The 24,423-nt window shown below is 66.8% G+C and carries 21 protein-coding genes; 18 read left to right on the top strand and 3 right to left on the bottom strand.

Annotation, left to right across the window (positions count from 1 at the left end; genetic code table 11):
- The first annotated feature begins 2 nt into the window (after positions 1-2).
- From fliO to ACR9ZJ_RS02995, 18 genes are all read left to right on the top strand, one after another.
- On the top strand, positions 3-416 hold the full coding sequence (gene fliO, locus ACR9ZJ_RS03080) for a flagellar biosynthetic protein FliO (protein ID WP_481286850.1): 414 nt from the start codon (positions 3-5) through the stop codon (positions 414-416).
- Complete coding sequence (gene fliP / locus ACR9ZJ_RS03075; protein ID WP_481281157.1) at positions 413-1,249, top strand: flagellar type III secretion system pore protein FliP; 837 nt, start codon at positions 413-415, stop codon at positions 1,247-1,249. The genes fliO and fliP overlap by 4 nt, the downstream gene beginning before the upstream one ends.
- On the top strand, positions 1,246-1,515 hold the full coding sequence (fliQ, locus tag ACR9ZJ_RS03070) for a flagellar biosynthesis protein FliQ (protein WP_306851675.1): 270 nt from the start codon (positions 1,246-1,248) through the stop codon (positions 1,513-1,515). Before fliP ends, fliQ begins: the two co-directional genes overlap by 4 nt.
- Entirely contained in the window at positions 1,515-2,282 is a 768-nt protein-coding gene (gene fliR / locus ACR9ZJ_RS03065) for a flagellar biosynthetic protein FliR (protein ID WP_481281156.1), read from the top strand. The genes fliQ and fliR overlap by 1 nt, the downstream gene beginning before the upstream one ends.
- Positions 2,283-2,289: 7 nt before the next feature.
- A complete protein-coding gene (flhB, locus tag ACR9ZJ_RS03060; protein ID WP_481281155.1) occupies positions 2,290-3,432 on the top strand; it encodes a flagellar biosynthesis protein FlhB in 1,143 nt (380 codons plus the stop codon).
- Positions 3,433-3,434: 2 nt separating this feature from the next.
- Positions 3,435-5,540, top strand: coding sequence for a flagellar biosynthesis protein FlhA (gene flhA / locus ACR9ZJ_RS03055; protein WP_481286849.1), 2,106 nt, complete (start codon positions 3,435-3,437; stop codon positions 5,538-5,540).
- 62 nt (positions 5,541-5,602) lie between these two features.
- Complete coding sequence (gene flhF / locus ACR9ZJ_RS03050; protein WP_481286848.1) at positions 5,603-6,934, top strand: flagellar biosynthesis GTPase FlhF; 1,332 nt, start codon at positions 5,603-5,605, stop codon at positions 6,932-6,934.
- A gap of 54 nt (positions 6,935-6,988) precedes the next feature.
- Positions 6,989-7,864 carry a MinD/ParA family ATP-binding protein gene (locus ACR9ZJ_RS03045; protein WP_481286847.1) on the top strand — a complete coding sequence of 292 codons (876 nt, stop codon included), beginning with the start codon at positions 6,989-6,991 and terminating at the stop codon, positions 7,862-7,864.
- On the top strand, positions 7,861-8,592 hold the full coding sequence (locus ACR9ZJ_RS03040) for an RNA polymerase sigma factor FliA (protein WP_371022139.1): 732 nt from the start codon (positions 7,861-7,863) through the stop codon (positions 8,590-8,592). The genes ACR9ZJ_RS03045 and ACR9ZJ_RS03040 overlap by 4 nt, the downstream gene beginning before the upstream one ends.
- Positions 8,593-8,623: 31 nt before the next feature.
- A complete protein-coding gene (gene cheY / locus ACR9ZJ_RS03035) occupies positions 8,624-9,025 on the top strand; it encodes a chemotaxis response regulator CheY (protein WP_306851668.1) in 402 nt (133 codons plus the stop codon).
- A gap of 9 nt (positions 9,026-9,034) precedes the next feature.
- Positions 9,035-9,676: a protein phosphatase CheZ gene (locus ACR9ZJ_RS03030; protein ID WP_481281152.1), complete on the top strand. Its 642-nt coding sequence runs from the start codon at positions 9,035-9,037 to the stop codon at positions 9,674-9,676.
- Positions 9,677-9,683: 7 nt separating this feature from the next.
- Positions 9,684-11,780, top strand: coding sequence for a chemotaxis protein CheA (locus ACR9ZJ_RS03025; protein ID WP_481286846.1), 2,097 nt, complete (start codon positions 9,684-9,686; stop codon positions 11,778-11,780).
- 1 nt (position 11,781) lies between these two features.
- A complete protein-coding gene (locus tag ACR9ZJ_RS03020; RefSeq protein WP_306851662.1) occupies positions 11,782-12,522 on the top strand; it encodes a flagellar motor protein in 741 nt (246 codons plus the stop codon).
- The gene (gene motD / locus ACR9ZJ_RS03015) at positions 12,519-13,430 is read left to right on the top strand and encodes a flagellar motor protein MotD (RefSeq protein ID WP_481281150.1); all 912 of its coding nucleotides are present in this window, start codon (positions 12,519-12,521) and stop codon (positions 13,428-13,430) included. Before ACR9ZJ_RS03020 ends, motD begins: the two co-directional genes overlap by 4 nt.
- The gene (locus tag ACR9ZJ_RS03010; protein WP_481286845.1) at positions 13,427-14,218 is read left to right on the top strand and encodes a ParA family protein; all 792 of its coding nucleotides are present in this window, start codon (positions 13,427-13,429) and stop codon (positions 14,216-14,218) included. The genes motD and ACR9ZJ_RS03010 overlap by 4 nt, the downstream gene beginning before the upstream one ends.
- Positions 14,215-14,793 (top strand): hypothetical protein, encoded by a 579-nt coding sequence (locus tag ACR9ZJ_RS03005; RefSeq protein WP_481286844.1) that lies wholly within the window; start codon positions 14,215-14,217, stop codon positions 14,791-14,793. Before ACR9ZJ_RS03010 ends, ACR9ZJ_RS03005 begins: the two co-directional genes overlap by 4 nt.
- Positions 14,790-15,239 (top strand): chemotaxis protein CheW, encoded by a 450-nt coding sequence (locus ACR9ZJ_RS03000; RefSeq protein WP_481286843.1) that lies wholly within the window; start codon positions 14,790-14,792, stop codon positions 15,237-15,239. Before ACR9ZJ_RS03005 ends, ACR9ZJ_RS03000 begins: the two co-directional genes overlap by 4 nt.
- 142 nt (positions 15,240-15,381) lie before the next feature.
- Positions 15,382-15,798, top strand: coding sequence for a DUF2802 domain-containing protein (locus ACR9ZJ_RS02995; RefSeq protein WP_481286842.1), 417 nt, complete (start codon positions 15,382-15,384; stop codon positions 15,796-15,798).
- A 77-nt stretch (positions 15,799-15,875) separates the two neighbouring features.
- Here the strand turns inward: ACR9ZJ_RS02995 and ACR9ZJ_RS02990 are convergent, their stop codons facing one another.
- The 3 genes from ACR9ZJ_RS02990 to ACR9ZJ_RS02980 form a co-directional block, all read right to left on the bottom strand.
- Positions 15,876-19,625 (bottom strand): translocation/assembly module TamB domain-containing protein, encoded by a 3,750-nt coding sequence (locus ACR9ZJ_RS02990; protein WP_481286841.1) that lies wholly within the window; start codon positions 19,623-19,625, stop codon positions 15,876-15,878.
- Positions 19,626-19,636: 11 nt separating this feature from the next.
- Positions 19,637-21,403 carry an autotransporter assembly complex protein TamA gene (locus ACR9ZJ_RS02985; RefSeq protein ID WP_481281144.1) on the bottom strand — a complete coding sequence of 589 codons (1,767 nt, stop codon included), beginning with the start codon at positions 21,401-21,403 and terminating at the stop codon, positions 19,637-19,639.
- Between the two features lie 144 nt (positions 21,404-21,547).
- Positions 21,548-24,148, bottom strand: coding sequence for a glycosyltransferase (locus ACR9ZJ_RS02980; RefSeq protein ID WP_481281143.1), 2,601 nt, complete (start codon positions 24,146-24,148; stop codon positions 21,548-21,550).
- Positions 24,149-24,423 lie beyond the last annotated feature (275 nt).

The following is a 24,423-nucleotide window of genomic DNA, read 5'->3' as shown; positions in this document are numbered from 1 at the left end:
CCATGCGCCGTACCGTCGCCGCCTTCGCCGGTGGCTTCCTTCCCTGCGCCCTGATGGCGGCCCCGGCCGCCGCCCCGGCGGTCGATTCGGGCGCGGAATGGCTCCGCGTGCTGGTCAGCCTGATCGGCGTCGTGGCGCTCATCTTCTTCGTCGGCTGGTTCGGCCGCCGCGCCCAGGCGCGCGTGCGCCCCGGTGGCCGGAAGATCCGTGTCGTCGAATCGATGCCGGTCGGGATCAAGGAAAAGGTCATGCTGCTCGAAGTCGGCGGTACGCAACTCCTGGTCGGGGCTTCCCCCACGGGCGGCCTGCGTACGTTGCACGTCCTGGCCACGCCGGTGCAGGACGATGCGCCTTCTTCGGCGACGCCGGTGGCGCGTGGTTTCCGTGACGCTCTTGCACAGTGGAAGCGCCCATGAAGACCGTGGCTATCGCGGACGGGGTCCGCGCCCACCGGGCAGGACGAGGGGCTGACGGGCGGTATTCCCACCGTGCCGGGCGGGCGCGACGTTGGTCGTGGCTGGCGGTGCTCTTCGTGTTGTTCGTGCCCGCCGTGGCGTTCGCCGCCGAGCCGCCGGGTATCCAGCTGCTGAACGTGCAGCCGGGCGCCAATGGCTCGCAGACCTGGTCGCTGTCGATCCAGATGCTGGCGCTGATGACGGCCTTGACCGCCTTGCCGGCCATCCTGCTGATGATGACCTCGTTCACCCGCATCATCATCGTGCTTGGGTTCCTTCGCCAGGCGCTGGGCACGAACAGCACGCCGCCCAACCAGGTGATCCTCGGCCTGTCGCTGTTCCTCACCCTGTTCGTGATGACGCCCGTCATCAACAAGGCCTACGACGCCGGGATCAAGCCGTACATGGACGGCCAGATGAACGTGCAGGAGGCACTGCCGCTCGCCGCCGCGCCGTTCCGCCATTTCATGCTCGAACAGACCCGCGACCCGGACCTGCAACTGTTCACCAGGCTCGCCGGTGAGCAGCCATACGCCGACAAGGATGCCGTCCCCTATCGCGTGGCGCTGCCGGCGTTCGTGACGAGCGAACTGAAGACGGCTTTCCAGATGGGTTTCCTGCTGTTCATCCCGTTCCTCATCATCGATCTCGTCGTCGCCTCCGTGCTGATGTCGATGGGCATGATGATGGTCTCGCCGATGATCATCTCGCTGCCCTTCAAGATCATGCTGTTCGTGCTGGTCGATGGTTGGACACTGCTGCTGGGGACGCTTGCGGGGAGCTTCTTCCCATGACGCCGGAAACGGTCATCGGCTTCGGCCAGCAGGCCCTGCACATCGCGATGCTGATCGGCGCGCCACTGTTGCTCACCGCGCTGGCGGTAGGCCTCCTCATCGGCATGATCCAGGCCGCCACGCAGATCAACGAACAGACGCTTAGCTTCATCCCGAAGCTCATCTCCATGGCGCTGGTGATGATCATCGCCGGGCCCTGGATGTTGCGCACCCTCGTGCAGTTCACGCGCACGCTGATCGAGAACCTTCCCCAGGCGGTGCGTTGATGCCGATCGACTTCGGCCAGCTCGAAGCATGGGTCGGAGGGGCGTCGTGGGCACTTGCCCGCGTCTCGGGCCTCCTGCTCGTGGCGCCCGTGCTGAGCGCGACGATGATCCCGGTGCGCATCCGTCTCGGCCTGGCGCTTCTGCTGACCATGGTCCTGGCCCCCTTGGCACCGCTGGACATCCGGCCGATTTCCGCACAGGGCGTGGCCACGCTGGCGCAGCAGATCCTGGTGGGTGCTTCATTGGGCTTCGTCCTCAAGCTCGTGTTCGAGGCGGTGTCGTTCGGCGGCCAGCTCGTGTCGCAGGCGATGAGCCTGGGTTTCGCCGAGACGGTGAACCCGGGCGTCGGCGGCACCACGCCGGTGCTCAGCCAGTTCTACACGATGCTCGTGACCTTGCTGTTCCTGGTGATGAACGGCCACCTGCAGCTCGTTTCACTGCTGGCCGACAGCTTCCGCACGCTGCCGGTGGGCGAACAGGGCATCGGCGCGAACGGTATCTGGGGCGTGCTCACTTTCGCCAGCCATCTGTTCGGCGGCGCCGTGCGCGTGGCGCTGCCCGCGCTCACCGCGACGCTCGTGGTGAACCTCGGCTTCGGTGCGATCAGCCGTTCGGCACCCTCGATGAACCTCTTCGCGGTGGGCTTCCCCATCACGATCTGCCTCGGCCTCCTGGCCGTATGGCTTGCGCTGCGCGCCCTGCCGGGCGCGTTCGATTCGCTGCAAACGGCCGCATGGGACACCATGCGCCAGCTCATGGGGAGGTGACACGCCCATGAGCGAGACCGACAAGGAAGACCGCACCGAAGCGCCTAGTGAAAAGCGCCTTCGCGAAGCGCGCGAGAAGGGCGACCTGCCGCGTTCGCGCGATCTTTCCACCGCCGTGGTGGTGCTCGCGGGCGTGACGACGCTGATCGCCGCACGCGACCAGATGTCCGTGCACGCGGCCAATATCATGCACGTGGGCCTGCGCTACAGCCGCGACGACCTGTTCGCCAGCAATGGCGTATATCGCGCACTGGCCACGGCCGCCCTGGAAGGGTTCAAGCTGCTCGGTCCCGTGTTCGCCGTGACCGCGGTCGCCGCGGTCGCCGCGCCGGCCCTGATGGGCGGATTGAATTTTTCCGCCCAGGCGCTCGCCCCGAAATTCGACCGGCTCGACCCGATCAAGGGATTTTCGCGTCTGGTCTCGGTGAACGGCCTGGTGGAGCTGGGCAAGTCGTTGCTCAAGCTCGTGCTGATCGGCGGCGCGCTGGTCTGGTTCCTGCTTCGCTCGACGAGGGACATGTACACGGTGGGCACCGGTCCCGTCAGCGTCGGCATCGCCCAGGCCTTCGCCATCTTCGGCCAGGCCTCGCTCGTCTTCGCCTGTGCGCTCGGTGCCATCGCGCTGGTCGATGCGCCGTGGCAGAAATTCAGCTTCACCAAGAAGATGAAGATGAGCAAGCAGGAAGTGAAGGACGAGCACAAGGAAAGCGAGGGCAGTCCCGAGCTGAAGTCGAAAATCCGTCAGATGCAGCACCAGATGGCGCGCCGGCGGATGATGGAAGACGTTCCCACGGCGGACGTCATCGTGACCAACCCGACCCACTTCGCCGTGGCCCTGAAATACGACGAGAACCGCATGGGAGCGCCCCGCGTGGTGGCCAAGGGCGTGGACGTGATCGCCCAGCAGATTCGCGATGTCGCGGGTGGGGCGAAGGTTCCGGTGGTGGAAGCACCACCGTTGGCACGCGCCTTGTATCACACGACGGAAATCGGACGCGAGATCCCCGCGGCGCTGTACATCGCCGTGGCCCAGATCCTGGCCTACGTGTTCCGGCTGAAGCAGGCGATCGCCGTGGGCGATCTCCCGCCCGATCTACCCGAGCAGGACATCGATCCGGATTTGCTCGGCCCTTACCGCATGGATAACTGACGATGGCAGCTTCCTCCAACTTCATGGGCACGTTCCGGCAGATCGGCCGCCGTGGCGTCGCCGCGCCGGTGGCGATGCTGATCATGCTCGGCATGATGATGCTGCCCTTGCCGCCGTTCATGCTGGACCTGCTGTTCACCTTCAACATCGCGTTGTCGCTGGTGATCCTGCTGGCCACGATGTACGTCATGCGCCCGCTGGAACTGGCGTCGTTTCCCACCGTGGTGCTGTTCGCCACCTTGCTCCGCCTGGCCCTGAACATCGCGTCCACGCGCGTGGTGCTGCTGCATGGGCACAACGGGCCGGGCGCCGCCGGCAAGGTGATCGAGGCCTTTGGCGAGTTCGTCATCGGGGGCAACTTCGCGGTCGGCTTCGTTGTGTTCGCCATCCTCACCATCATCAACTTCGTGGTGGTGACCAAGGGTGCGACGCGCGTGTCCGAGGTGACCGCCCGTTTCACCCTCGATGCCATGCCCGGCAAGCAGATGGCGATCGATGCCGACCTCAACGCCGGCCTGTTGACGCAGGAGCAGGCCCGCGAGCGGCGCCAGGAAGTGCGCGAGGAAGCGGACTTCTACGGTTCGATGGACGGTGCCTCGAAATTCGTCCGTGGCGACGCTACCGCCGGCATGCTGATCCTCGCGATCAACATCATCGGCGGCTTCTTCATCGGCATGTTGCAGCATGGCCTTTCCGCCGCCGAAGCCGCACGCACCTATACGCTGCTGACCATCGGCGATGGCCTGGTCGCCCAGGTGCCGGGACTGATGCTCTCGATCGCCACCGCGGTGATCGTCACGCGCGTGTCGAAGTCCCAGGAAATGGGCAAGCACGTGATGGGGCAGCTGTTCGGCCAGCCGAAGGCGCTCGGCGTCGCGGCGGCCGTGCTGGGCACGATGGGCCTGATCCCGGGCATGCCGAACATCCCGTTCCTCATCCTGGCGGCGCTCGCGGGCTTCGCCGCGTGGAAGTTGAGCCAGGCCAAGCAGGAGCGCACCGCCGCCGCGGCCGGCACGGGGGCGCCCGGCACCGAACTCGCGCTGGACTCGGCGCCGCCGGCGGAACGCCTTGAGCTTTCGTGGGAAGACGTGGCCCAGGTGGACACGATCGGCCTCGAGGTCGGCTACAGGCTCATCCCGCTCGTGGACAAGGCCCAGGGCGGCGAACTGATGGCGCGGATCAAGTCCGTGCGCCGCAAGCTGTCGCAGGAACTCGGTTTCCTGGTTCCCTCGGTACATATCCGCGACAACCTGGACCTGGCCCCGCATGGCTATCGCATTTCCCTGATGGGCGTGCCGATGGGCGAGGCGGAGATCCACACCGAGCGCATGCTGGCGATCGATCCGGGCCGCGTGCACGGCACGATCAACGGCATCGCCACGCGCGATCCCGCCTTTGGCCTGGATGCCGTGTGGATCGAGCCGGGCATGCGCGAGCACGCGCAGACCCTGGGCTACACCGTGGTCGATCCGGCCACCGTGATCGCCACCCATCTTTCGCACATCCTGCAGAACCACGCCCACGAGCTCATCGGCCACCAGGACGTGCAGCAGTTGCTCGATCGTCTCGCCCAGCAGACACCCAAGCTCGTCGAAGACCTGGTGCCCAAGCGCCTGTCCCTGGGTGTCGTGGTCAAGGTCCTGCAGAACCTGCTCGCCGAGCGCGTGCCCATCCGCAACTTCCGGGGCATCGTCGAATCGCTGGCGGAGCATGCGGGCCAGAGCCAGGACCCCGGCGTCCTCGCCGCCGCGGTACGCGTCACCCTCGGTCGCCAGATCGTGCAGGAGATCGCCGGCCTGGGTACGGAAGTGCCTGTCATTACTTTGGCGCCGGAGCTCGAACAGATCCTGCTGCAGTCCCTGCAAGGCGTCGGTCCCGCCGGCGCGGCGGTCGAGCCGGGTCTCGCGGATCGTCTCCAGCAGAGCGTCGCCGATGCGGCGCGCCGCCAGGAAGCGGCGGGTGAGCCGGCCGTGCTGCTGGTGTCGCCGGCACTTCGTCCGTGGCTTTCGCGCTTCACCCGGCATGTGGCCCAAAACCTGCATGTACTTGCGTACAACGAGGTTCCGGACAACCGACGCGTCAAGCTGGTGACGGCCCTCGGGCGATAGGAACGAGACACCGCGCGGTGCATCGCCGCGTGGGCCGAACGAACGAAGACAGGATCGAACGCATGAAAATCAAACGATTCGTTGCTCCCGATATGCGCCAGGCCATGCGCCAGGTTCGCGACGAACAGGGTCCGGACGCCGTGATCCTGTCCACGCGCCGGCTGGACGACGGTATCGAGATCATCGCCGCGCTCGATTACGACGAAGCGCTGGTGCGCGAGGCCGGTTTCGGTTTCGACGCCCCGGCCCGCGAGGAAGCGCCGATCCGCGCCACGCGCGATGAAGCCGAGCGCGCCGCCCGCATCGACCAGGCCCGCGCCGCCACCGCCGCCGCGGTGGAGCGCGCGACGAAATCGGGCATGCCGCCGGCCACGAACGCGCCGCAGCGCCAGTCGAGCGCCGCGCTCGCCGCCAGCGTCGCCGACGTGGTCCGCGCCGCCACCGCGACGCCGGCCAACGATGCCGCCGTGAATGGCGTGCGCGCCGAGATCAACAACCTGCGCGAGATGCTCGAAGTGCAGCTCTCGACCCTTGCATGGAACCAGATGGACCGCGAGCAGCCGCTGCGTGCCCGCATGCTGCGCGAGATGACCCGCCTGGGCATCGACGGCGACGTGGCACGCGCGCTGTGCGCGGAATTGCCCGCCGACATGAACGCCGAGCAGGCGCGCTACCTGCCGCTGGGCATGCTCTCGCGCAACATCCGCACCAGCGGACGGAATTTCGACACGGTCGGCGGCGGCACCACCGCCCTGGTCGGCACCACGGGCGTGGGCAAGACCACCACCATCGCCAAGCTCGCCGCCCGCGCCGTGCTGCGCCATGGGGCATCGAACGTCGCCTTGATCAGCGCCGACCAGTACCGCATCGGTGCCGGCGCGCAGCTGGAACATTACGGCCGCCTGCTCGGCGTGCGCGTGTTCAACGCACACGACGCGACCAGCCTGCGCAACGTGCTGCTCCAGTTGCGCGGCAAGCACACCGTGCTGGTCGACACGGCCGGCCTCGCCGGCAACGACCCGAAGCTGCAGCAGCAGTTCGAGACACTGCGCGCCACGTCGGACGTGCGCGTGTGCCTGGTGCTCGCCGCCAATGCGCAGGCCCAGGCCATCGACAGCGCGATCCGCGCCTACGCGCCGCTGGCGCCGCAGAGCGCGATCCTCACCAAGCTCGACGAGGCACCGCTGATCGGCGGCGCGCTCTCGGCCCTCATCCGCCACCGGATGCCGCTGGACTACACCACGGATGGGCAGCGCGTGCCCGAGGACATCGCCTCGGCCGATGCGCGCAAGCTGGTCTGCCTCGCGGCCCAGTTGCTCAAGCAGCGTAACGACGAACCGGACGACGCCCTGCTCGCCGAGCGCTTCGGCATCGCCGCGCCGGCCCTGGCCTGACCGCGCCCACCCTTTTCCCGGCAACCGCAAACACTTACGGCAGTGACTTCCTTCATGAGCACACACGTCGATTCCACCCAGGCCGCCGGACTCCACTGGCTGGCCGACCGCCGTCCCACCCGAAGCATCGCCGTCGCAGGCGGGAAGGGTGGCGTGGGCAAGACCACGGTGGCGGTCAATCTCGGCATGGCGCTCGCGATGGGCGGCCGTGACGTCGTCCTCCTCGACGCCGATCTCGCCATGGCGAACATCGACGTCCTTCTCGGCCTCCAGCCCACCCGTCACCTCGGCCACATGCTGGAGGGCGAGTGCGGCATCGAGGACCTGATCCTCCAGGCCGCCCACGGCCTGAAGGTCATTCCCGCCACGTCCGGCACGCGCCGGATGGCGCAGCTGCCGAACATCGAGCACGCGGCCGTGATCCGCGCCTTCGACGAATATCCGCTGCCACCGGAATACCTGATCGTCGACACCGCCGCCGGGATTTCCGACAGCGTGTCGATGTTCGCCGCCGCCTCGGACGAGGTGGTGGTCGTGGTCTGCGACGAGCCCGCCTCCCTGACCGACGCCTATGCGCTGATCAAGGTCATGAGCCGCGAGTTCGACGTGAATCGTTTCCGCATCGTCGCCAACATGGTCCGGCACGCCCAGGAAGGCCGCCAGCTGTTCGAGAAGCTGTCCCGGGTGACAAACCGCTTCCTCGACGTGTCCCTGGATTTCATGGGCATGGTTCCGCACGACGAGTACCTGCGCCAGGCCATCCGCCGCCAGTCGGCGGTGGTCGACGCCTGGCCGAGCAGCCGATCGGCGGTCGGATTCAAGAATCTGGCCAGGTCGGTCGATACATGGGGTGAACCCGAACCCCGGGCACAGGGCCGCATCGGCTTTTTCGCCGAACGGTCCCATCTGGGGGGAGGGCTGCCACTGTGAGCGTCGCGACCGAATATCTCGAGATCACGCGTATCCCGGCGGATCAACTAGTCAAGAACCACGCGCCGCTGGTGCGCCGGATCGCCTATCACCTGATGGGCCGGCTGCCGCCAAGCGTGGATGCGAACGACCTCATGCAGGCCGGGATGATCGGACTGCTCGAGGCGGCAAGGAATTATTCGCCGACTCGCGCGGCCAGCTTCGAAACCTATGCGGGCATCCGCATACGTGGCGCCATGCTGGACGAACTGCGCAAGACGGACTGGACCCCGCGCTCCGTCCACCGGAAGTTGCGCGAGGTCGCGGAGGTGACGAGGCAGATCGAGAACGAGACGGGTGGCGACGCCGAAGACGCGGAAGTGATGAAGCGGCTGGGCATCGACGCCATGGAGTACAACCAGATCCTGGCCGACGCGGCGAGCGCGCGGTTGCTGAGCCTCACGGCGCCGGAAGGCGACGAAGGCGCCGCGATCGACGTGGTCGACCCGGATGCCGCGGGCCCGGATGGATTGTTCGAGCAGCAAGGCCTGCGTGACGCGCTGGCGCAGTCCATCGACGGGCTGCCGGAGCGCGAGAAGCTGGTCATGTCGCTGTACTACGATGAAGAGCTCAACCTGAAGGAAATCGGTGCGGTGCTGGGGGTGAGCGAATCGCGGGTGTGCCAGATCCATGGCCAGGCCCTCATTCGACTCCGCGCACGCATGTCGGGTTGGAAAGACAAGCATTGACGAACGCGCGGTAGCAAGGCGGAGACGAGTTTTGGACAAGAACATGAAGATCCTCGTGGTGGACGATTTCTCCACCATGCGACGCATCGTGAGGAACCTCCTGGTGGAGTTGGGATTCACCAACACCCTCATCCAGGAGGCCGAGGACGGCAACGCGGCGCTCGCGCTCTTGCGCGCGCAGCCGTTCGACCTCGTCGTGACGGACTGGAACATGCCGAACATGACCGGCATCGACCTGCTCCGGGCGATCCGTGCCGACGCGGCGCTGAAGGCCATGCCTGTACTGATGGTCACGGCGGAGAACAACCGTGACCAGATCATCGCGGCGGCGCAGAGCGGCGTGAACGGCTATGTCGTCAAGCCATTCACGGCGGTCACGCTGAAGGAAAAACTCGACAAGATCTTCGAACGACTCGCCGCGGCCGCGGGCTAAGGAATGACGATGAACACCATGCTTTCCAGCGGCCACGATGTGGCTCCCGAACTGCGTGCACTGCTCGACGCCGACGACAGCGTCTCCTTCGAGCAGGCGCTCGACCAGCTGCTGCGTACCCGTGAGCAACACCTGTTCATGGCGCTCGGCCATCTCGCGCGCGACCTGCACGAGTCCGCCCGCCGCCTCGCCGCCGATATTTCGCACGACGGCGTGCCAGGCAACATGAGCGATGCGCGCAAGCACCTGCGCGACGTGCTCGAGATGAGTTCGCAGGCCGCGCACCGCACGCTCGATTTCAGCGAGAAGCTGCGCCCACAGGCACAGGCCCTCGCGCGCCAGGCGGACGAGGTGCTGGTGCTCGACCACGCCGACCCGGCCTTCGCCACCCACGCCACCGCGCTGGCCGTGCGCGTGGGCGATTTCGCGCAGAGCTGCGACATCGGCTTCGGCGAGATGGTGGAGGCACAGTCCTGGCAGGATCTCTCCGGCCAGCGCGTGGCCCAGGTCGAGGCTTTCATGGCCAAGGTCGAATCCTCCCTGGTGGAACTGGTTCGACTGACCGGTTCGCTGGCGGGCGGTGCCGCGCCGGCCGCCGACAAGGTCAGCCAGGACGAAGTGGATCGCCTCCTCAGCGAGTTCGGGTTCTGAGCGCCGTATGAGCGTGGAGCTGGACAACGAGCTGCTCAACGTCTTCCTGATCGAGGCGCGGGAGTTGCTTGAGAGCCTGGGCGAACAGCTCGTGGATCTCGAGGCGTCGCCGAACGACATGGAACTGTTGAACGCGGTCTTCCGCGCGTTCCACACCGTGAAGGGCGGTGCGGGCTTCCTCGGCCTCAATCCGATGGTCGAGCTCTGCCACCGGGGCGAGGATCTCCTCAACGAGGCCCGCAACGGCTCGATCGTGCTCAACGCCGGCTTCATGGACGCGTTGCTGGAGTCGCTGGATCTCCTCAACGACATGATGCGCGCCGCCGACGGCGGCTTGCCGATCGAGGCGGCGCCCCGTTCGCTGCTCGACCGCCTGCTGATTCCGGGCCGCGCGGCCTCCGCGCCGCCGATGGCCCTGGCCACGCCCGCCAGCGCGCCAGCCGCCGCTCCCGCGCAGGCGCGGCCGTACGACCCGATCGAAGACGAATTCGAAGCGATGCTCGACGCCGCGCGCAGCGACCGCGAGCCCGCTTCCGTGCCGTCGGGCACGATATCCGACGACGAGTTCGAGGCCCTGCTCGATTCGCTCTATGGCACGGGTGCCCCCGGTGCCGACGCGACGGCCGACACTCCACCCGTTTCCGACGTGGCCGCGCCTGCCGTCGCGGGTCCTGCACCGGTCGTGGCCCAGGCAGTCGCTTCGCCCGCCGATGGAAACGCGATCAGCGACGACGAATTCGAAGCCTTGCTCGACAGCCTCCATGGCACGGCGGCCCCGGGCGCCGCGGGTAGCCCCGCCATGGCGGGCTCGACGTCCTCCGCATTGGTCGCGCCGCCCGCCGCCTCGTCCAAGCCTGTCCCGGCAGCACCCGCGGCGCAGGTCGCGGCGAAGCCGGCCCCGGCGGCTGCCGAGAAACGCGGCGCCTCTACCGCCGACACCACGGTCCGCGTCGATACCCATCGCCTCGATGGCCTGGTCGATGCCGCGGGTGAGCTGGTACTCGTGCGCAATCGCCTCACCAGCCTCGCCCCGCGTGGCACGAACGACCCGATGGAACGTGCCATCGGCGAACTCGAGCGTGTGGCGGAAGAACTGCAGAACGCCGTGCTGCGCATGCGCATGCAGCCGGTAGGCAAGTTGTTCTCGCGTTTTCCGCGTATCGTCCGCGACCTCGCCCGGCAACTCGGCAAGGAAATCGAACTGGTCACCGAGGGCGAGGAAACCGATATCGACCGCACGGTGGTGGAGGCGCTTGCCGATCCGTTGGTGCACCTGCTGCGCAACGCCGTGGACCATGGCATCGAGATGCCCGATGTCCGCGTCGGCGAAGGCAAGTCCCGCGCGGGCACCGTGCGCCTCGCGGCCGGCCAGTACGGCGACCGCATCGTCATCACCGTCACCGACGACGGCAAGGGCATGGACCCTGAGGTCCTGCGCCGCAAGGCGGTGGAGAAAGGCCTGATGGACGAGGACCAGGCCGCGCGCCTCGACGAGCGCGAGTGCTACGAGATCGTGTTCCGCCCGGGTTTCTCCACCGCCAGCCAGGTCTCGGATATTTCCGGCCGCGGCGTCGGCATGGACGTGGTCAAGACCAAGATCGTCGAACTCGGTGGCACGCTGTCGATCGATTCACGCGTGGGCCATGGCAGCACCGTGCGCCTGTCGGTGCCATTGACGCTGGCCATCCTGCGCGTGTTGATGGTGCGCGTGGGTAATCGGCCGCTGTCACTGCCGCTATCCAACGTGGCCGAGGTATTCGAACTCGTTCCCGGCCAGGTCCAGGAGCTCGACGGCCGCATCGTCGCGGCGCATCGCCAGCGCGCGCTGCCGCTGGTCGATCTCGGCCGCTGGGCCGGTTCGGCGGGGAAGGGCGGCCACGTGGTCGTGGTGCAAATCGGCCACCAGACGCTCGGTTGCCTCGTCGACGAAGTGCTGGGCCGTGAAGACGTCATGGCCAAGCCGCTCGGGCCTTTCCTGAAGGATGTCCCGGGCGTGGCCGGCGCGACGATCACCGGCGACGGGCGGATCTCGCTCGTGCTCGACCTCGCCGGCCTTGCCGACGACAACGGGCAGGTGTTGCCTACACTGAGGATGGCGGTCTGACATGGATATCGTGAGCGTCGTCGGAACGATCCTGGCCTTCGTGGTCATCATCGTGGGTACCATCCTGAAGGGTTCTAGCCTCGATGCCCTGTGGAACCCGGCCGCGTTCGTCATCGTCTTCCTCGGCACGTTCGCCGCCCTGCTGGTGCAGACGCCCGGCGCCGTGCTGAAGCGCGCCTTGAGCATGTTGCCCTGGGTCTACCGTCCACCGGACATCGAATCGGAAAACCTCGTCAGCCGCATCGTCGGCTGGAGTGAAATCTCCCGCCGCACCGGCCTGCTCGGCCTGGAACCCGCGATCGAACGCGAGTCCGACCCCTTCATCCGCAAGGGGCTGCAGCTGTTGGTGGACGGCACCGAGCCGGACGCGATGCGTTCGGTGCTCGAAGTGGAAGTGCTCGCGCGCGAGCACACCGACATCGAGGCCGCCAAGGTATTCGAGAACGCCGGCGCGTATTCGCCGACCATGGGCATCATCGGCGCGGTGATGGGCCTGATGTCCGTGATGCAGAACCTCGCCGAGCCGAGCAAGCTGGGCCATGGCATCGCCGCGGCCTTCGTCGCGACGATCTACGGCATCGGCCTGGCCAACCTGCTGGCGTTGCCGATGGCGTCGCGTCTGAAGGGCCTGGCCCGCCGCCGTTCGCAGATGCGCGAGATCCTGGTGGAAGGCCTCGTCTCGATCGCCCAGGGCGACAACCCCCGGCACATCGAGAGCAAGCTGCAGGGGTTCCTCTCGTGAAGCGGCGGCATCACGAAGAACACATCAATCACGAACGCTGGGCGATACCCTACGGCGACCTGATCACCTTGCTGCTCGCGCTGTTCGTGGTGATGTACGCCGTTTCCGCTGTGAACGAGACCAAGTTCCGAGTGATGGCGCAGTCGATCAACGAGGCGTTCAACGGTACCGGCAAGGTCATCGAACCGATTCGCGAAGCCACGCCAGCCGCCCAGGTGCCGTTGCCGAACCAGTCGCGCGCGCCCACGGCGGCGCCGATCGCCAAGATCGAGGTACCCATCCCGCCGCGCAACCTGCCACTTCCCGGCCACGAGGGCGCGGCGCCGGATCGCCAGGAAGCGGCGAGCATCAACACGGCCACGGCGGCCAACACGGCCATCGGCAAGACCGAGGCCGCAAGCCTCAGCCAGATCGCCGATGAAGTGCAGCGTGCGATGAAACCGCTGATCGACAAGAACATGGTCAGCGTGCGCAAGACCCCGGACTGGCTCGAGATCGAAGTGCGCACGGACATCCTGTTCCCCGTCGGCGTGGCGAAGTTGCAGGCGCCCGCGGAGGATGTGCTGCGCAAGCTCGCAGGCATCCTTTCGCCCTTTCCGAACGCCATGCGCGTGGAAGGCTATACGGACAACACCCCGATCGCGACGGCGACGTTTCCCTCCAACTGGGAGTTGTCGGCCGCCCGCGCGGCCACCGTGGCACGCCTGCTCACCACGACCGGCGTCGACCCGCATCGTGTCGGCATCATCGGCTGGGGCGAATTCCGGCCCACGGCCGACAACGCGACGGACGAGGGGCGCAATCGCAATCGCCGCGTACTGATCGTGGTCATGAGCGACAAGGCCGCGCCGGCGCGCTTCTACAGCGACGCCGACCGTGTCGATCTCTCCGCCGTGGAAGCCCGATGATGCGGGTCTGGGCCATATCCAACCAGAAAGGCGGCGTGGGCAAGACGACCACCACCGTCGCGCTGGGCAGCCTGATGGCGGAATCCGGCAGGCGTACGCTGCTGGTCGACATGGACCCGCATGCATCGCTGTCGGGATACATCGGTGTCGAGGGCGCGGCACATGGCAGTGTGTACGACCTCTTCGGCGTCGGTGGCAACCCCCTCCCCGTACGCACGCTGGTGCACGCGACACCATGGGATCGCCTCAGCGTGTTGCCCGCGTCGGCCGCGATGATCACCCTCGACCGGCAGATCGGCACGCGTCCCGGCATGGGTCTTGTCCTCACCCACGCGCTGGCCGAACTCGCCCCGGATTTCGACCACGTGCTGCTCGATTGCCCGCCGACGCTCGGCGTGCTGATGGTCAACGCGTTGGCGGCCAGCGACCGGCTGCTCGTGCCGACGCAGACCGAGGCGCTGGCACTCGCCGGCCTGGAGCGCATGCTGCGCAGCCTGTCGATGATCGAGCGCTCGCGTGGGAAGCCCATGCCGCGCACGATCGTGCCGACGCTCTACGATGCACGCACGCATGCCTCGCGGGCCTGCCTTGCACAGCTGCGCGAGCTGTACGGCGATGCAGTGAGCGAGGCCGTGATTCCGACCGACACGCAGATTCGTGAAGCCAGTGCCGCCGGCGTCCCCCTGGCGTCGTGGCCGGCGGCGCGGCGTGGCGGACTGGCCTACCGCCGGTTGCTCGACGAGTTGCTGGCGCTGCCGGTGTCGTCGATGACGGGAGCCGCCGCATGATGCGCGCCATACATGAAGCGGAGCAGATCGTCGCCGACTACCTGGCGGAGTTGCTGACACCGGCGCCCGCCAGCGCGGTGGCACCGGCGGGCGCGATCCAGGTCATGTCTTTCGAACCCTGGCGCGCCATGCCCGTTCCCGAGGCCGCGCGCGCGGGCGATCTTCGCTACCTGCTGTGCCTGGCCGCCGGCGTGAGGTTGGCCGTGCCCATGGTCGATGTCACCCATTTGCTGCCGATGCCGCCGCTTACCTCGCCGCATACCACGAGCAACCCCATCTGCCTTGGCCGCTGGCGCCACCCTAGCGGCGAGGCACGCGTGGCCGATCTTGCCGCGATCCTCTCGCCCGACATGGCCGGTGCGGCGGCGACCACCCTGGTCATCCTGCGTGACCGTACCTGGGCACTCGCTTGCGTGGTCGACGAGGAGCCGGTCGAGCTTCACGCGGATGCGATCCAATGGCGCACGGGTGCCGCGACACGTCCGTGGCTGGCAGGCATGTCGCTCGAACCCAAATGTGGCGTGATAGGCACCACGGCACTGATCGAATGGCTGGAAAAGGAACTGGGCACATGACCGATACCCCCCGCGACGGGCGAGGCGCCTGGCTCGGCTTTTCATTGAAGGGCCAGCGCTATGCGCTATCGCTCACCAGCGTGCGCGAAGTGATCCGCCCCGGCGACATCACGCCGGTGCCCGGTGCTCCGGACGATGTCCTGGGAATCGTCAACCTGCGCGGGCAGATCGTTCCCGTACTGGATGGCCGCCGCCGCTTCGGCCTCGATGGCGTCGCCGGCGCCGACGAGGAAGACGCGCAGCGTGTCATCGTCTTCGACGACGGCGGCACGGTGGTCGGCATGCGCATCGACGTCATCGGCGACATGCTCACCTTCAATCCCGACGAGATCGCTCCCCCGCCACCGGGCCGTGCCGAGCGCCGCGACGATCCCGTCAGCGGCGTGATCACCCGCGAGGACGGATTCATCGCCCTGGTCGACGTACAGAAGCTCTGCCGCGCCTGAACTCCTGACGTCGGACGGGCAGCCGGCGGAAACCGAAGACATGTGGGAGCCGCTTCAGCGGCGATCCCGCGCCAGCGGGCACGCTTGCCGCGACCATCCATCGCCGCTACCGTGTAGCGCGAATCCACGGAGTCCTTCCCGCATGAACGCCGCCATCGGATACGTGCTGATCGCCTTGGCCATCCTCAACCTGGCTGGCCTGCTGTTCCTGTTTCGCCGTTTCGGCGCGGCACCGAAGGCGCCGAATCAGCAGGCCACCGCTTCCATCGCAGAGGCAACGCAGCCCTCACCGGCAGCATCGTCCGAGCCGGCCATCCCCAGTGAAGCGCTCGCCAGCATGCTCCGCCGCCTCGAAAACCGGCTGGGCGACATCGAGGACCAGGTTCGCCGCGGCCCGACGGTGACGATGCCGAACGAGCCGGGCGGCAACACGGATCGCGCGCTTGCGCTGGCGCAGCGACTCGCCCGCCAAGGGGCATCCGCCAAGGACATCGCGGAGACCTGTGGTATTTCGCTTACCGAAGCGGAGCTCCTGCATCGCCTTCATTCGGCGCGTTGACTGCCGATGACTTCACGACATGATTCCAGTCATGCCATGAAGTCGGTCATCCGGTAGAGAATGGGGTCGTAGCGGCACTACCGCTCCAACCGGTAATTGAAGCTCGCCCGGCTGAAATCCGTGGCGTTCTGCGCCTCGAAATTCCACTTGCGGCTGAACAGATAGCGCAGCGTGATGACCTGGCCGGGATCGAACAGTCCGACGCCGTAACTCAGGTACAGGCGCGGCGACAGGTACTTGCCGACGGTGAAGGCGGAGGTGCCACCAAGCGCGTCGTTGTTGCTGACGCCGATATCGTCGATACCGATCTTCGAGCCCACGCTCTTCGCCAACAGGTCACCCGCCGCGGAGCCGAGCGCCTGGGCCGCGGCGCCCACCATGTTGCCTTCGCCGCCCTTCACCTGTGACAGCGGTTTGCCGGTGACGAGATAGGAGAGGGCGTCGGACTGTTCCATCACCGGATTCGAGAAGACGGTGAGGATGGGGCGACGCGCCGTACCGGAAACATAGAGGCCTACTTTCTGGCCGTCGTCGATGGTGGCGTTGGGATTCAACGTGCGCGCGGCGCGGATGTTGAGTCCGGGATTGTCGATCGGCGTGCTGGCGAACAGCAGCTGGCCCTGTTCGATACGCAGGTCCTGCCCGTAGGCCTTGTAGGTGCCGTCCACGCCGATCTGGCCCTGGCCTGTCGTGGCGCGGCCGGGGCGTTCGCGAACATCGAGTTGACCGGTGATACGGCCGTCGATGCCAAAGCCGACGAGGTGCACCTTGTTGCCGAGGTCGACGCGGATATCGGCGGTGATCGGCGCGGATTCCTCCGCGGCCTCGCGTTGCTTGTCGTCGATCACGACGACGTCGGGCGAGGCCTTGGTCGCGCCGGCGCCGGGCAGGCGCTCGACATCGACGTCCGCCATGTCGACGTTGAGCTTGCCGCTGACATTCATGCCCTTGGCATCCTGCACGACGGTCAGGTCGGGCGAGATGACGGCCTTCGCGGCGGGAATGTCCACGGCCGTGAACTTCGACCCCTCGATGCCCAGGCGCATCTGCGCACCGGTGCCGAGGGCCGCGTTGCCCTTGATCGACAAGGTGCCGTCGCCGGAACGGATCGTGCCGTTGACGAGGTAGTTCTTCGCATCGGTGGTGTCGATGCCGATCCGGCCGTCCTTGAGCTTGAGCCCCGCACTGGGCACTTCCGCGGCGAAACCGCCGACGATGGCCTGGCCGGTGATCGCGGGCGCCGCCACGGTGCCGCCGAGGTTGAAGTTGGCGTCCAGCGCGCCTTTCACCTCGGCGAGTTCGGCGGTGAACAGCTCGATGACGGAGAGATCCTTCAGGTGCAAGGCGACGGAACCGCCGAGCGCCTGCTGTGCCCCGCTGAGCGATACGTTGCCGTCGAGCGATCCACCGCCGTTCAACGAGGCACGCAAGGTCACGCGCTGGTTGTCGGGCGCGAGCTGGGCATTGGCGGAAAGGTTGTCGTAGACGAGCAGCGGACGGTCGTTTCGGTCGACATAGGCCACCGAGCCGTGCCCGGACGTGACATTCGCCTGTCCCGACAACGCTCCGGCCGCCGTGCGCCGGATGTTGCCGTCGCCTTCGATGATGCCCTCGGCCCGCATGGGGCTGTCCGAGGCCTCGGCCGCCGTCATCAACAACGCGAGGGGTACGCGGCGCAGGCGATAACTCGCATCGAGGTTGCCGGCCTTGTCCTGCCTGGCGGCGACGCAGAGGAGGGGATCGCCGGCGGTGAGGCAGAGGTCGCTCATGCTCGCCGCGCCGTCCCTCCAGGCCATCGCGCTGGGGTTTTGCAGGTGCCAGGGCGGCAACCCCTGGTAGTTGATGTTCAACGTGGACAGCGTGCCGTTCCAGGCGCCGTTCTTGAGCGATCCGGTGAGCAGCAGGTTGGCGGCGAGCGGCCGGCCCTTCGCGTCGACGCTGAGCTGGTGGCGTTCCTGGCTCCCCTGGGCGGCGACATCGACGCGGCTGAAGACCAGCCCTCCGCTGACCAGGCCCGTGCCGACGATGTCGAGCTTGCCGCCCGGCGTGCTGATATCCGGGATATCCGCGTCGACGGAAATCGCCTCGACCTTCTGGTCGGCGTAGACGATGGTGCTGCCGCGCAGCTTCGCCTTCACCGCCAGCTTCGGCAGGTTGCCCTTGGCCGAGACGTCGCCGGTGACCCTGCCACCCGCGTCGGGCAACCAGTCGCCTAGCGAGGCGATGGCGAGCTTCAACGTGGCGTCGTTGGCGGTGTCGCCCTTGGCGTCCAGGCGGATGGTGCTGCCGCCGGATGCGAGATCGAGGTTGCCGTTGATCACGTCGCCGGGCTTCAGCGTCAGCTTGCCGCCGCCACGCAGTGGACGCTTCCGGAGCGTGCCGTCGAGCTTGCGCAGTTCGAGCGAGCCCAGCGGCTTGTCGTGCTCCAGTCGCCCCTCGGTCGAGAGATCGAGATCCAGGGCGCCCGGCCACTCGGCGAGGACCTGGCCCGGATCGAAGCGATCGCCCTTGATGTCGAGCTTCCACGCCAGCGCCGGGCGCAGCGTGAGCGCGCCACTCGCGACGAGGCTGCCGGTACGCTGTTTCAGCTGCACGGCGTGGAGGGTCACCCGATCCGGCGTGCCGTCGACATCGAGGGTGAACTTGCCGATATGGGCGGGTGGCCCGATGTCGACATCGCCTTCCGCGCGATAAGACTCGGCGCTGCCCTTGAAGGTGAGCCGGCCGGTGCTGGCGAGGTCCTGGCCGGCGACGGTGGCGGGGACGAGCACGTCCTTCCAATCGAGGGCTAGGTCCGCCGACAGCGGTTGCGCGGCGAGCTCGACCGTCCCCCTCGCGGTGAGCGATCCCTTGACCTGGGGCGATGCGATCGTCAGTTCGTCGAGTGTCAGGCGCGTGTACTCGTGGTCGAACGCCGCCTTGACCGGCGCAAGTCGCACCCGGTAATCGCCGAGGTCGACGTCGCCCACAAGCCGGGCACTGTATCGATCGCCCGTTCCTTGCAGCGCCAGGCCGAGCGATGCCAGGCTGTCATCGCCGAGCAGTGGCTTGGGATCGAAGCGTGGCGCGTCGATCTTCGCCGTCCAGGCGTAATCGCCGCCTTGCACCAGGTCGGCATCGACCTGGGCCACGAAAGGCAGCCGCAGTTTCACGATCGCGTGGGCTTTTGCGCCATCGCTATGCGCCTCGATCCCTCCCGCATAGTCCACGTCGCCGACCTTCCATGCGAAGGAGGCCGTTCCATCGCCTTTGTAGCCATCGCCGACGGCGAGCGTGCCACCCAGGTCGGCCTGGCCATCGGGCGCGCGCAAGGCGAGGGACTTCAGCGCGATGCCGCTGGCGGTCCACGAGCCGGCGAGATCGAGCGAATTGGACTCGAACAGGGGCTTGCCTTCCTGCGTGACACGCACATGGCCGACCGTCACCTTGTCCAGCACGATGTCCAGTGGTGGTTTCAGGGAGAACGGCTCCGGCGGCGTATCCGGTTCCGGTTCCGCGGGACCGAGCGCGACATCGATGCCATCGGCGCGCAACTCGTGGACATGGGCACGCTTGCGCAGCAAGGCGCCGATGGAAAAATCCAGATGTGCCGTGGCGACGCGAACGTCCATGCCCTTGCCATCGCGATAGCGAAGGCCGGAGATATCCAGCGGACCGGCGAGCCGGCCTTCGGCCTTCTCCACCGTGAGTGCGTTATCGGTGAATGCCTGGGCTCGGGCGAGGGCGAAACGAAGGCCGGATGCGCTGCCGACCAGCCACCACACGCCGAGCATGGTGGCCACGAGCAGGACACCCAGCGCGGCACCGATGCGGATCAACCATTTCATGCCGGTGCTCCTCACAGGTCGGGCCCGATGACGACATGCAGGTGAATGCCGTGTTCGTTCTTGTCGCCGACGGGGACGGCGATATCGGCGCGGATCATCCCGACGGGTGACAACCAGCGTACGCCGAGGCCTGCGCCGACGCGCGGGCTGTAATCGGTTCCCGTGAACGCGTTGCCCGCGTCGACGAAGGCGGCCATGCCCCAGTTGCGCGTGAAGTAATGCTCGACCTCGGTGCTGCCGACCAGCAGGCCCTCGCCACCGATCACGCGGTCGTAGGCGTTGCGCGGGCCGATGCTCTGGTAGTCGTAGCCGCGCACGGAGCGGTCGCCACCGGCGAAGAAACGCAGCTGCGGGGGCAGGTCGCTGAAGTTGCTCGTCCACAGCTTGCCGGCGCTGCCGCGCAGGATCAGGCGGTTGCGGCCCCAGAACGTCTGGATCCATTTCACGTCGCCGATCACCTGCGAGAAGCTGGCATCCGACAGGAGCGGCCCCGCGGTGCTGCGCGCGGTGAGCGTGAGGGACCAGCCGCTGCGGACAAAGGTGGGGTTGTCGCCCTTCTTCCGGCTGAGCGTGATCTCGGGATACAGCAGGGTACTGCGGCCGCGTTCGAGCCCCTCGGCGTTGTCGCCTTCACCACCGCGCTTGCCGACGGTGAACGTGCCCGACAATGCGTTGATGCCGATCGTGCGCTGCCAGCCATGCCACAGGCGGGTTTCGTTCGCGACCAGTTGCAGCGTGCGCGACTGCGAGGTGACGGTGTCGGCATCGCGGAAGTTGGCGCCGAAGTTGAAGCTGCGCTGGTTGGGGCCGGGCATCGGGATCTGGTACAGCGTGGAAAGGGTCTTCAGGCGTTGCGCGAGCACCAGCTCGTTCTTCCACTTGTGTCCGCGATCGTTGATCCAACGCTTCTCGATGCCGCCGCGCAGGCCCGCGCCCGTGTCGGTACCGAAGAAGGGGCCTCCGGTGTAGATCGTCCGCTTGGCCGGCGCCAGTTCCACCGCGATGTCGATCGTGCCGTCCTTCGCGTTGTCGGTATCGGGTATGACGTTGACCACGGCGAAGTAGTCGGCGCCGTTCAGCGCTTGCTGCAGTTCGAGCAGCTGGTTCTGCGAGAAGTAGTCGCCGCTCTTGAAGGGCACGTAACGGTCGAGGAAGCCGTCGCGGAACTGCGAGTTCTTGAACACGATGTGGCCGTAGCGATAACGCCGGCCCGCGTCCCACTTGAGGTTCACCACGGCCGAATGTTCGGCGCGGTTCACTTCCACCTTGCGGGTGACGAGGCGTGCGTCGAGGAAGCCGGTGGCGGTGAGCGCGCCACTGACCGCATCGCGCGCACCGTCATAGGTACCGTCGTTGAGCGGCTTGTCCTTGAGGTTTTCCACCCCGCGCACGGCGCGGCGGATGGCCGGTATCTTCGCCGCGTCCTGATCGACCTCGACGTTTACCGCGGTCACCTGCACCGGCGTGCCGGTCACCACGTGCAAGGTCACCTGCCAGTCGTTGCCGACCTGCTTCAGGTCGCCGGTGGCCGTGGCCTCGTAGTAGCCATAGGGCCGCAGGGCCGCCTGGACTTCGTCAGGTGCTTTTTCGTAAAGCCGGCGCACCTGCGCCGCGGTGACGTCGCGCTTGGCGTACTGGCTCAGTTCGACACCGGCGACGACGGCGTTCCTGAGGTTCTCGTCGACTCCGTCGACGTTGAGCACGATCCCGGCATGGGCGATCGAGGGCATGAGGAACCACGGCAGAAGCAGCAGTCCATGGCGTCTGGTAAGGCGCATGAGCGTCCCGTCCGGTCGTGATCCAAGGCCGTGTGACACGGCCGCTAGCGGAGATGCATCCAGCACCCCCTGACGTCAGGTCTTGGCGTAACTTACCTCGCGAGACATGCAACGTCGATATGCAAACGTGAACGGCTGCCCGGCTTAACCCGCTTCATCGCCCGCGCGATGCGCGATCCAGGCACCCACCAGCGCCGATACATAAGGGATCGACTGTGCGCCGAGGATGAACATCCACAGGACGCTCTCGACGTAGCTGGTGCCGTAGTGCAAGCCCATGCCGATCACCGCCAGGAGCAGGGCGATGGCCATGAGGCCTTCCTCGCGTACCGGTGCGAAGGCCGCGAAGCTGCTGCCGCCCATGCGGCGGCTCTTCGCGGTGACGACGAAGGCCGTCTTTTCGCGCGTGAGGCCGTGCAGGATGCCGCGGGCGATGGCATGCGACAGGCCCATGCTGGCGACCGAGGCCATCAAGGTGTCGTACCAGCCGCATGGCACGCGCGCGCGATAGAGCACGATGCCGAAGATGGCCTTGGCGAAGAAGAAGCCGATCACGGGGATCAGGAACAGCTGCATCGGCAGGTTGAAGTATTCGGGCGCGTAGATCATGCCCGCGGTCCAGAGCAGGCCCATCATCGTGAAGACGAAGTGCAGGGCATCGGCGAACCAGCTGAACCAGCCGGTGAGGAAATGGAAGCGCTGACCGGCCGAGAGCGGGCCCTTCCGGGTCATCCAGCTCCAGCGGCCCTTGAGGATCTGCATGGCGCCGAAGGCCCAGCGATAGCGCTGGCTCTTGTATGCCTTGAAGTCGGCCGGCGTGAGGCCCTTGCCCATCAGTTCGTCGACGTAGACCAGTTCGTAGCCCGCATGCATCAAGCGCAGGCCGAGCTCGGCGTCCTCGCAGATGGTCCACTCGGACCATCCACCGGTGCCTTCCAGCGCGGAGCGGCGGACCATCGTCATGGTGCCATGCTGGATGATCGCGTTGCGCTCGTTGCGATGGTGCATGCCGATGCGGAAGAAGCCGTCGTATTCCCAGGCCGTCATCCGGCGGAAACGATTCTTCTCGAAGTCGCGGTGCGCCTGCGGGCACTGCACCACGGCCACCTTCGAATCGTGGAAGTAGCCGGTGAGGGAGGCCAGCCAGTCCTCGCGCACGACGTAGTCGGCGTCGATCACGGCCACCACTTCGGCGCGCTCGTCCGTGGCGGTGAGGCCGAAGTTCAGCGCGCCCGCCTTGTAGCCCGGCCACGGCTCCAGGTGGAAGAAGCGGAACCTGGGCCCCAGCTTCTTGCAGTATTCCTCGACCGGCTGCCACACGGCAGGGTCCTTGGTGTTGTTGTCGAGGACGAGGACTTCGAAGTTCTCGTAGTTCAGCGCGGCCAGCGAATCGAGCGTGATCTGGACCATCTCCGGCGGCTCGTTGTGGCAGGCCAGGTGGATGGAGACGAACGGCTGCTTCTCCACCGGGTCGTGCGGCAGCATGCCGGCGTGACGTACCCAGCTGCGCCGCCACAGCACTTCGGTGAACTCGAAGCCGTTGATCAGCAGGATGCCCAGGATCGCGATCTGCGCGGGGAACAGCAGGATCAGCATCGCCCAGTCGAACGGGCTGAGGTAGAAATTGAAGGGCAGGGTGGCCGACCAGACGATCAGGCCGCAGGCGAGCTGGATCAGCGCCATGAAGAAGAGGCGGCCCATCAGCTTGAAGCGGTTGAAGCGGATGCCGAACCAGAGCATCGGGAAGAAGGCCAGGACGGATGCGGCCAGCGCCTTCCACGGCCAGCCCACGTCCTCGGTGACGGGACCGGTGAAGGGGAACTTCAGCTGGCGGTCGGCGTTGAACATGCCCCAGTACGCGCCGGTGCGCCCTTCGCCGAGGTTTTCCTTCCAGGGCTGGTCGATGGCCTCGAGAACGTAATAGTCGTCGATGCCGTCGGCTTTCGCGGCGTTGAAGAAGGTACGCAGGAAGATCGCCTCGTTGGAGACGCTCGGGTACGCGTACTTGTAGCGATCGCCGTTGGAAGGCCAGCCGATCTCGCCGATGACGATGTGCTTGCCCGGGAACTGCGCGCGCAGGGCTTTGTAGCTTTCAATGGAGTCGGTGACGCCGGCGCGTGCCTCGATACCGTTCCAATAGGGGAACAGGTGGACGGTGATGAAGTCGACGTGGTCGACCAGCTCCGGGTTCTGCAGCCAGATGTGGAATGGCTCGGCCACGGAGACCGGCTGGCGCACCGCGGCGCGCACGCGGTCGAGGTAGGACATGACCTGCTCGGGCTTGAGGTCGCCGCGGAAGAGCACCTCGTTGCCGACGATCACCCGGCTCACGGTCTTCGGAAAGCGGTGGGCCTGCGCGATCAGGGCTTCGATCTCGCGCTCGTTGTTCTCGAGGCGGGCATCGATCAGCGCGCCGGCCATCACGTCGAGGCCTTCCTTGTCCGCCAGCCGTATGACCTGGGGGTTTTCCAGCATCGAGTAGGTACGGATGCGTGGCGAGTAGCGCTTGATCAGGCGCAGGTCCGCATCGATTTCCGGATCCGTGGAGACATCGCCCTTGATCGGGTTCTGGTAACGCTGGTACGCGGTGAACGCGAAGCCGGGAATGGGACCATGCCAGTCACTGGGACCGTTGGGCAGGTTGGCGACGAGCCACAGCCCGAAATTCAGGGCCGCCACGAGGATCGCGAGGATCAGCGCGGCAAGGATCGGGTGGCTTCGTTCGGTCGTGGTGGCAGCGCTCAAAACAATCCCCGGACCGGCTGGCCCCCGAGTGGTATCAGTGAGGTAACCCGGGGAGCTTAACGAACGGTGCGTGGCGGCTCAACGCATGGCGGGCCGACCGGTCAGGCTGAACTCAGAGTAGGGGGCCGCGGCGGAAGCGTGACCAACGGAGTGGAGCGGTCTGAAACGGGGCAAAACCTCAAGATGGAAGCGGCCCGGGAAGCGGCCTTGGTGGGAAGCAGGGTCCTGGTGGGAAGCGGCCTCGGCCGCGATAGGCCTTGCCGGGAAGCCTATCG

The sequence above is a fragment of the Luteibacter sp. KNZ12-1A genome, from assembly GCF_056755675.1.
This window is presented reverse-complemented; position numbering and strand designations above follow the sequence as displayed.

What these genes read in the sequence shown, in the direction of transcription:
- fliO (WP_481286850.1), top strand. Translation starts at nt 3, where the DNA reads ATGCGCCGTACCGTCGCCGCCTTCGCCGGTGGCTTCCTTCCCTGCGCC.
- fliP (WP_481281157.1), top strand. Translation starts at nt 413, where the DNA reads ATGAAGACCGTGGCTATCGCGGACGGGGTCCGCGCCCACCGGGCAGGA.
- fliQ (WP_306851675.1), top strand. Translation starts at nt 1,246, where the DNA reads ATGACGCCGGAAACGGTCATCGGCTTCGGCCAGCAGGCCCTGCACATC.
- fliR (WP_481281156.1), top strand. Translation starts at nt 1,515, where the DNA reads ATGCCGATCGACTTCGGCCAGCTCGAAGCATGGGTCGGAGGGGCGTCG.
- flhB (WP_481281155.1), top strand. Translation starts at nt 2,290, where the DNA reads ATGAGCGAGACCGACAAGGAAGACCGCACCGAAGCGCCTAGTGAAAAG.
- flhA (WP_481286849.1), top strand. Translation starts at nt 3,435, where the DNA reads ATGGCAGCTTCCTCCAACTTCATGGGCACGTTCCGGCAGATCGGCCGC.
- flhF (WP_481286848.1), top strand. Translation starts at nt 5,603, where the DNA reads ATGAAAATCAAACGATTCGTTGCTCCCGATATGCGCCAGGCCATGCGC.
- ACR9ZJ_RS03045 (WP_481286847.1), top strand. Translation starts at nt 6,989, where the DNA reads ATGAGCACACACGTCGATTCCACCCAGGCCGCCGGACTCCACTGGCTG.
- ACR9ZJ_RS03030 (WP_481281152.1), top strand. Translation starts at nt 9,035, where the DNA reads ATGAACACCATGCTTTCCAGCGGCCACGATGTGGCTCCCGAACTGCGT.
- ACR9ZJ_RS03025 (WP_481286846.1), top strand. Translation starts at nt 9,684, where the DNA reads ATGAGCGTGGAGCTGGACAACGAGCTGCTCAACGTCTTCCTGATCGAG.
- ACR9ZJ_RS03020 (WP_306851662.1), top strand. Translation starts at nt 11,782, where the DNA reads ATGGATATCGTGAGCGTCGTCGGAACGATCCTGGCCTTCGTGGTCATC.
- ACR9ZJ_RS03010 (WP_481286845.1), top strand. Translation starts at nt 13,427, where the DNA reads ATGATGCGGGTCTGGGCCATATCCAACCAGAAAGGCGGCGTGGGCAAG.
- ACR9ZJ_RS03005 (WP_481286844.1), top strand. Translation starts at nt 14,215, where the DNA reads ATGATGCGCGCCATACATGAAGCGGAGCAGATCGTCGCCGACTACCTG.
- ACR9ZJ_RS03000 (WP_481286843.1), top strand. Translation starts at nt 14,790, where the DNA reads ATGACCGATACCCCCCGCGACGGGCGAGGCGCCTGGCTCGGCTTTTCA.
- ACR9ZJ_RS02995 (WP_481286842.1), top strand. Translation starts at nt 15,382, where the DNA reads ATGAACGCCGCCATCGGATACGTGCTGATCGCCTTGGCCATCCTCAAC.
- ACR9ZJ_RS02990 (WP_481286841.1), bottom strand. Translation starts at nt 19,625, where the DNA reads ATGAAATGGTTGATCCGCATCGGTGCCGCGCTGGGTGTCCTGCTCGTG.
- ACR9ZJ_RS02985 (WP_481281144.1), bottom strand. Translation starts at nt 21,403, where the DNA reads ATGCGCCTTACCAGACGCCATGGACTGCTGCTTCTGCCGTGGTTCCTC.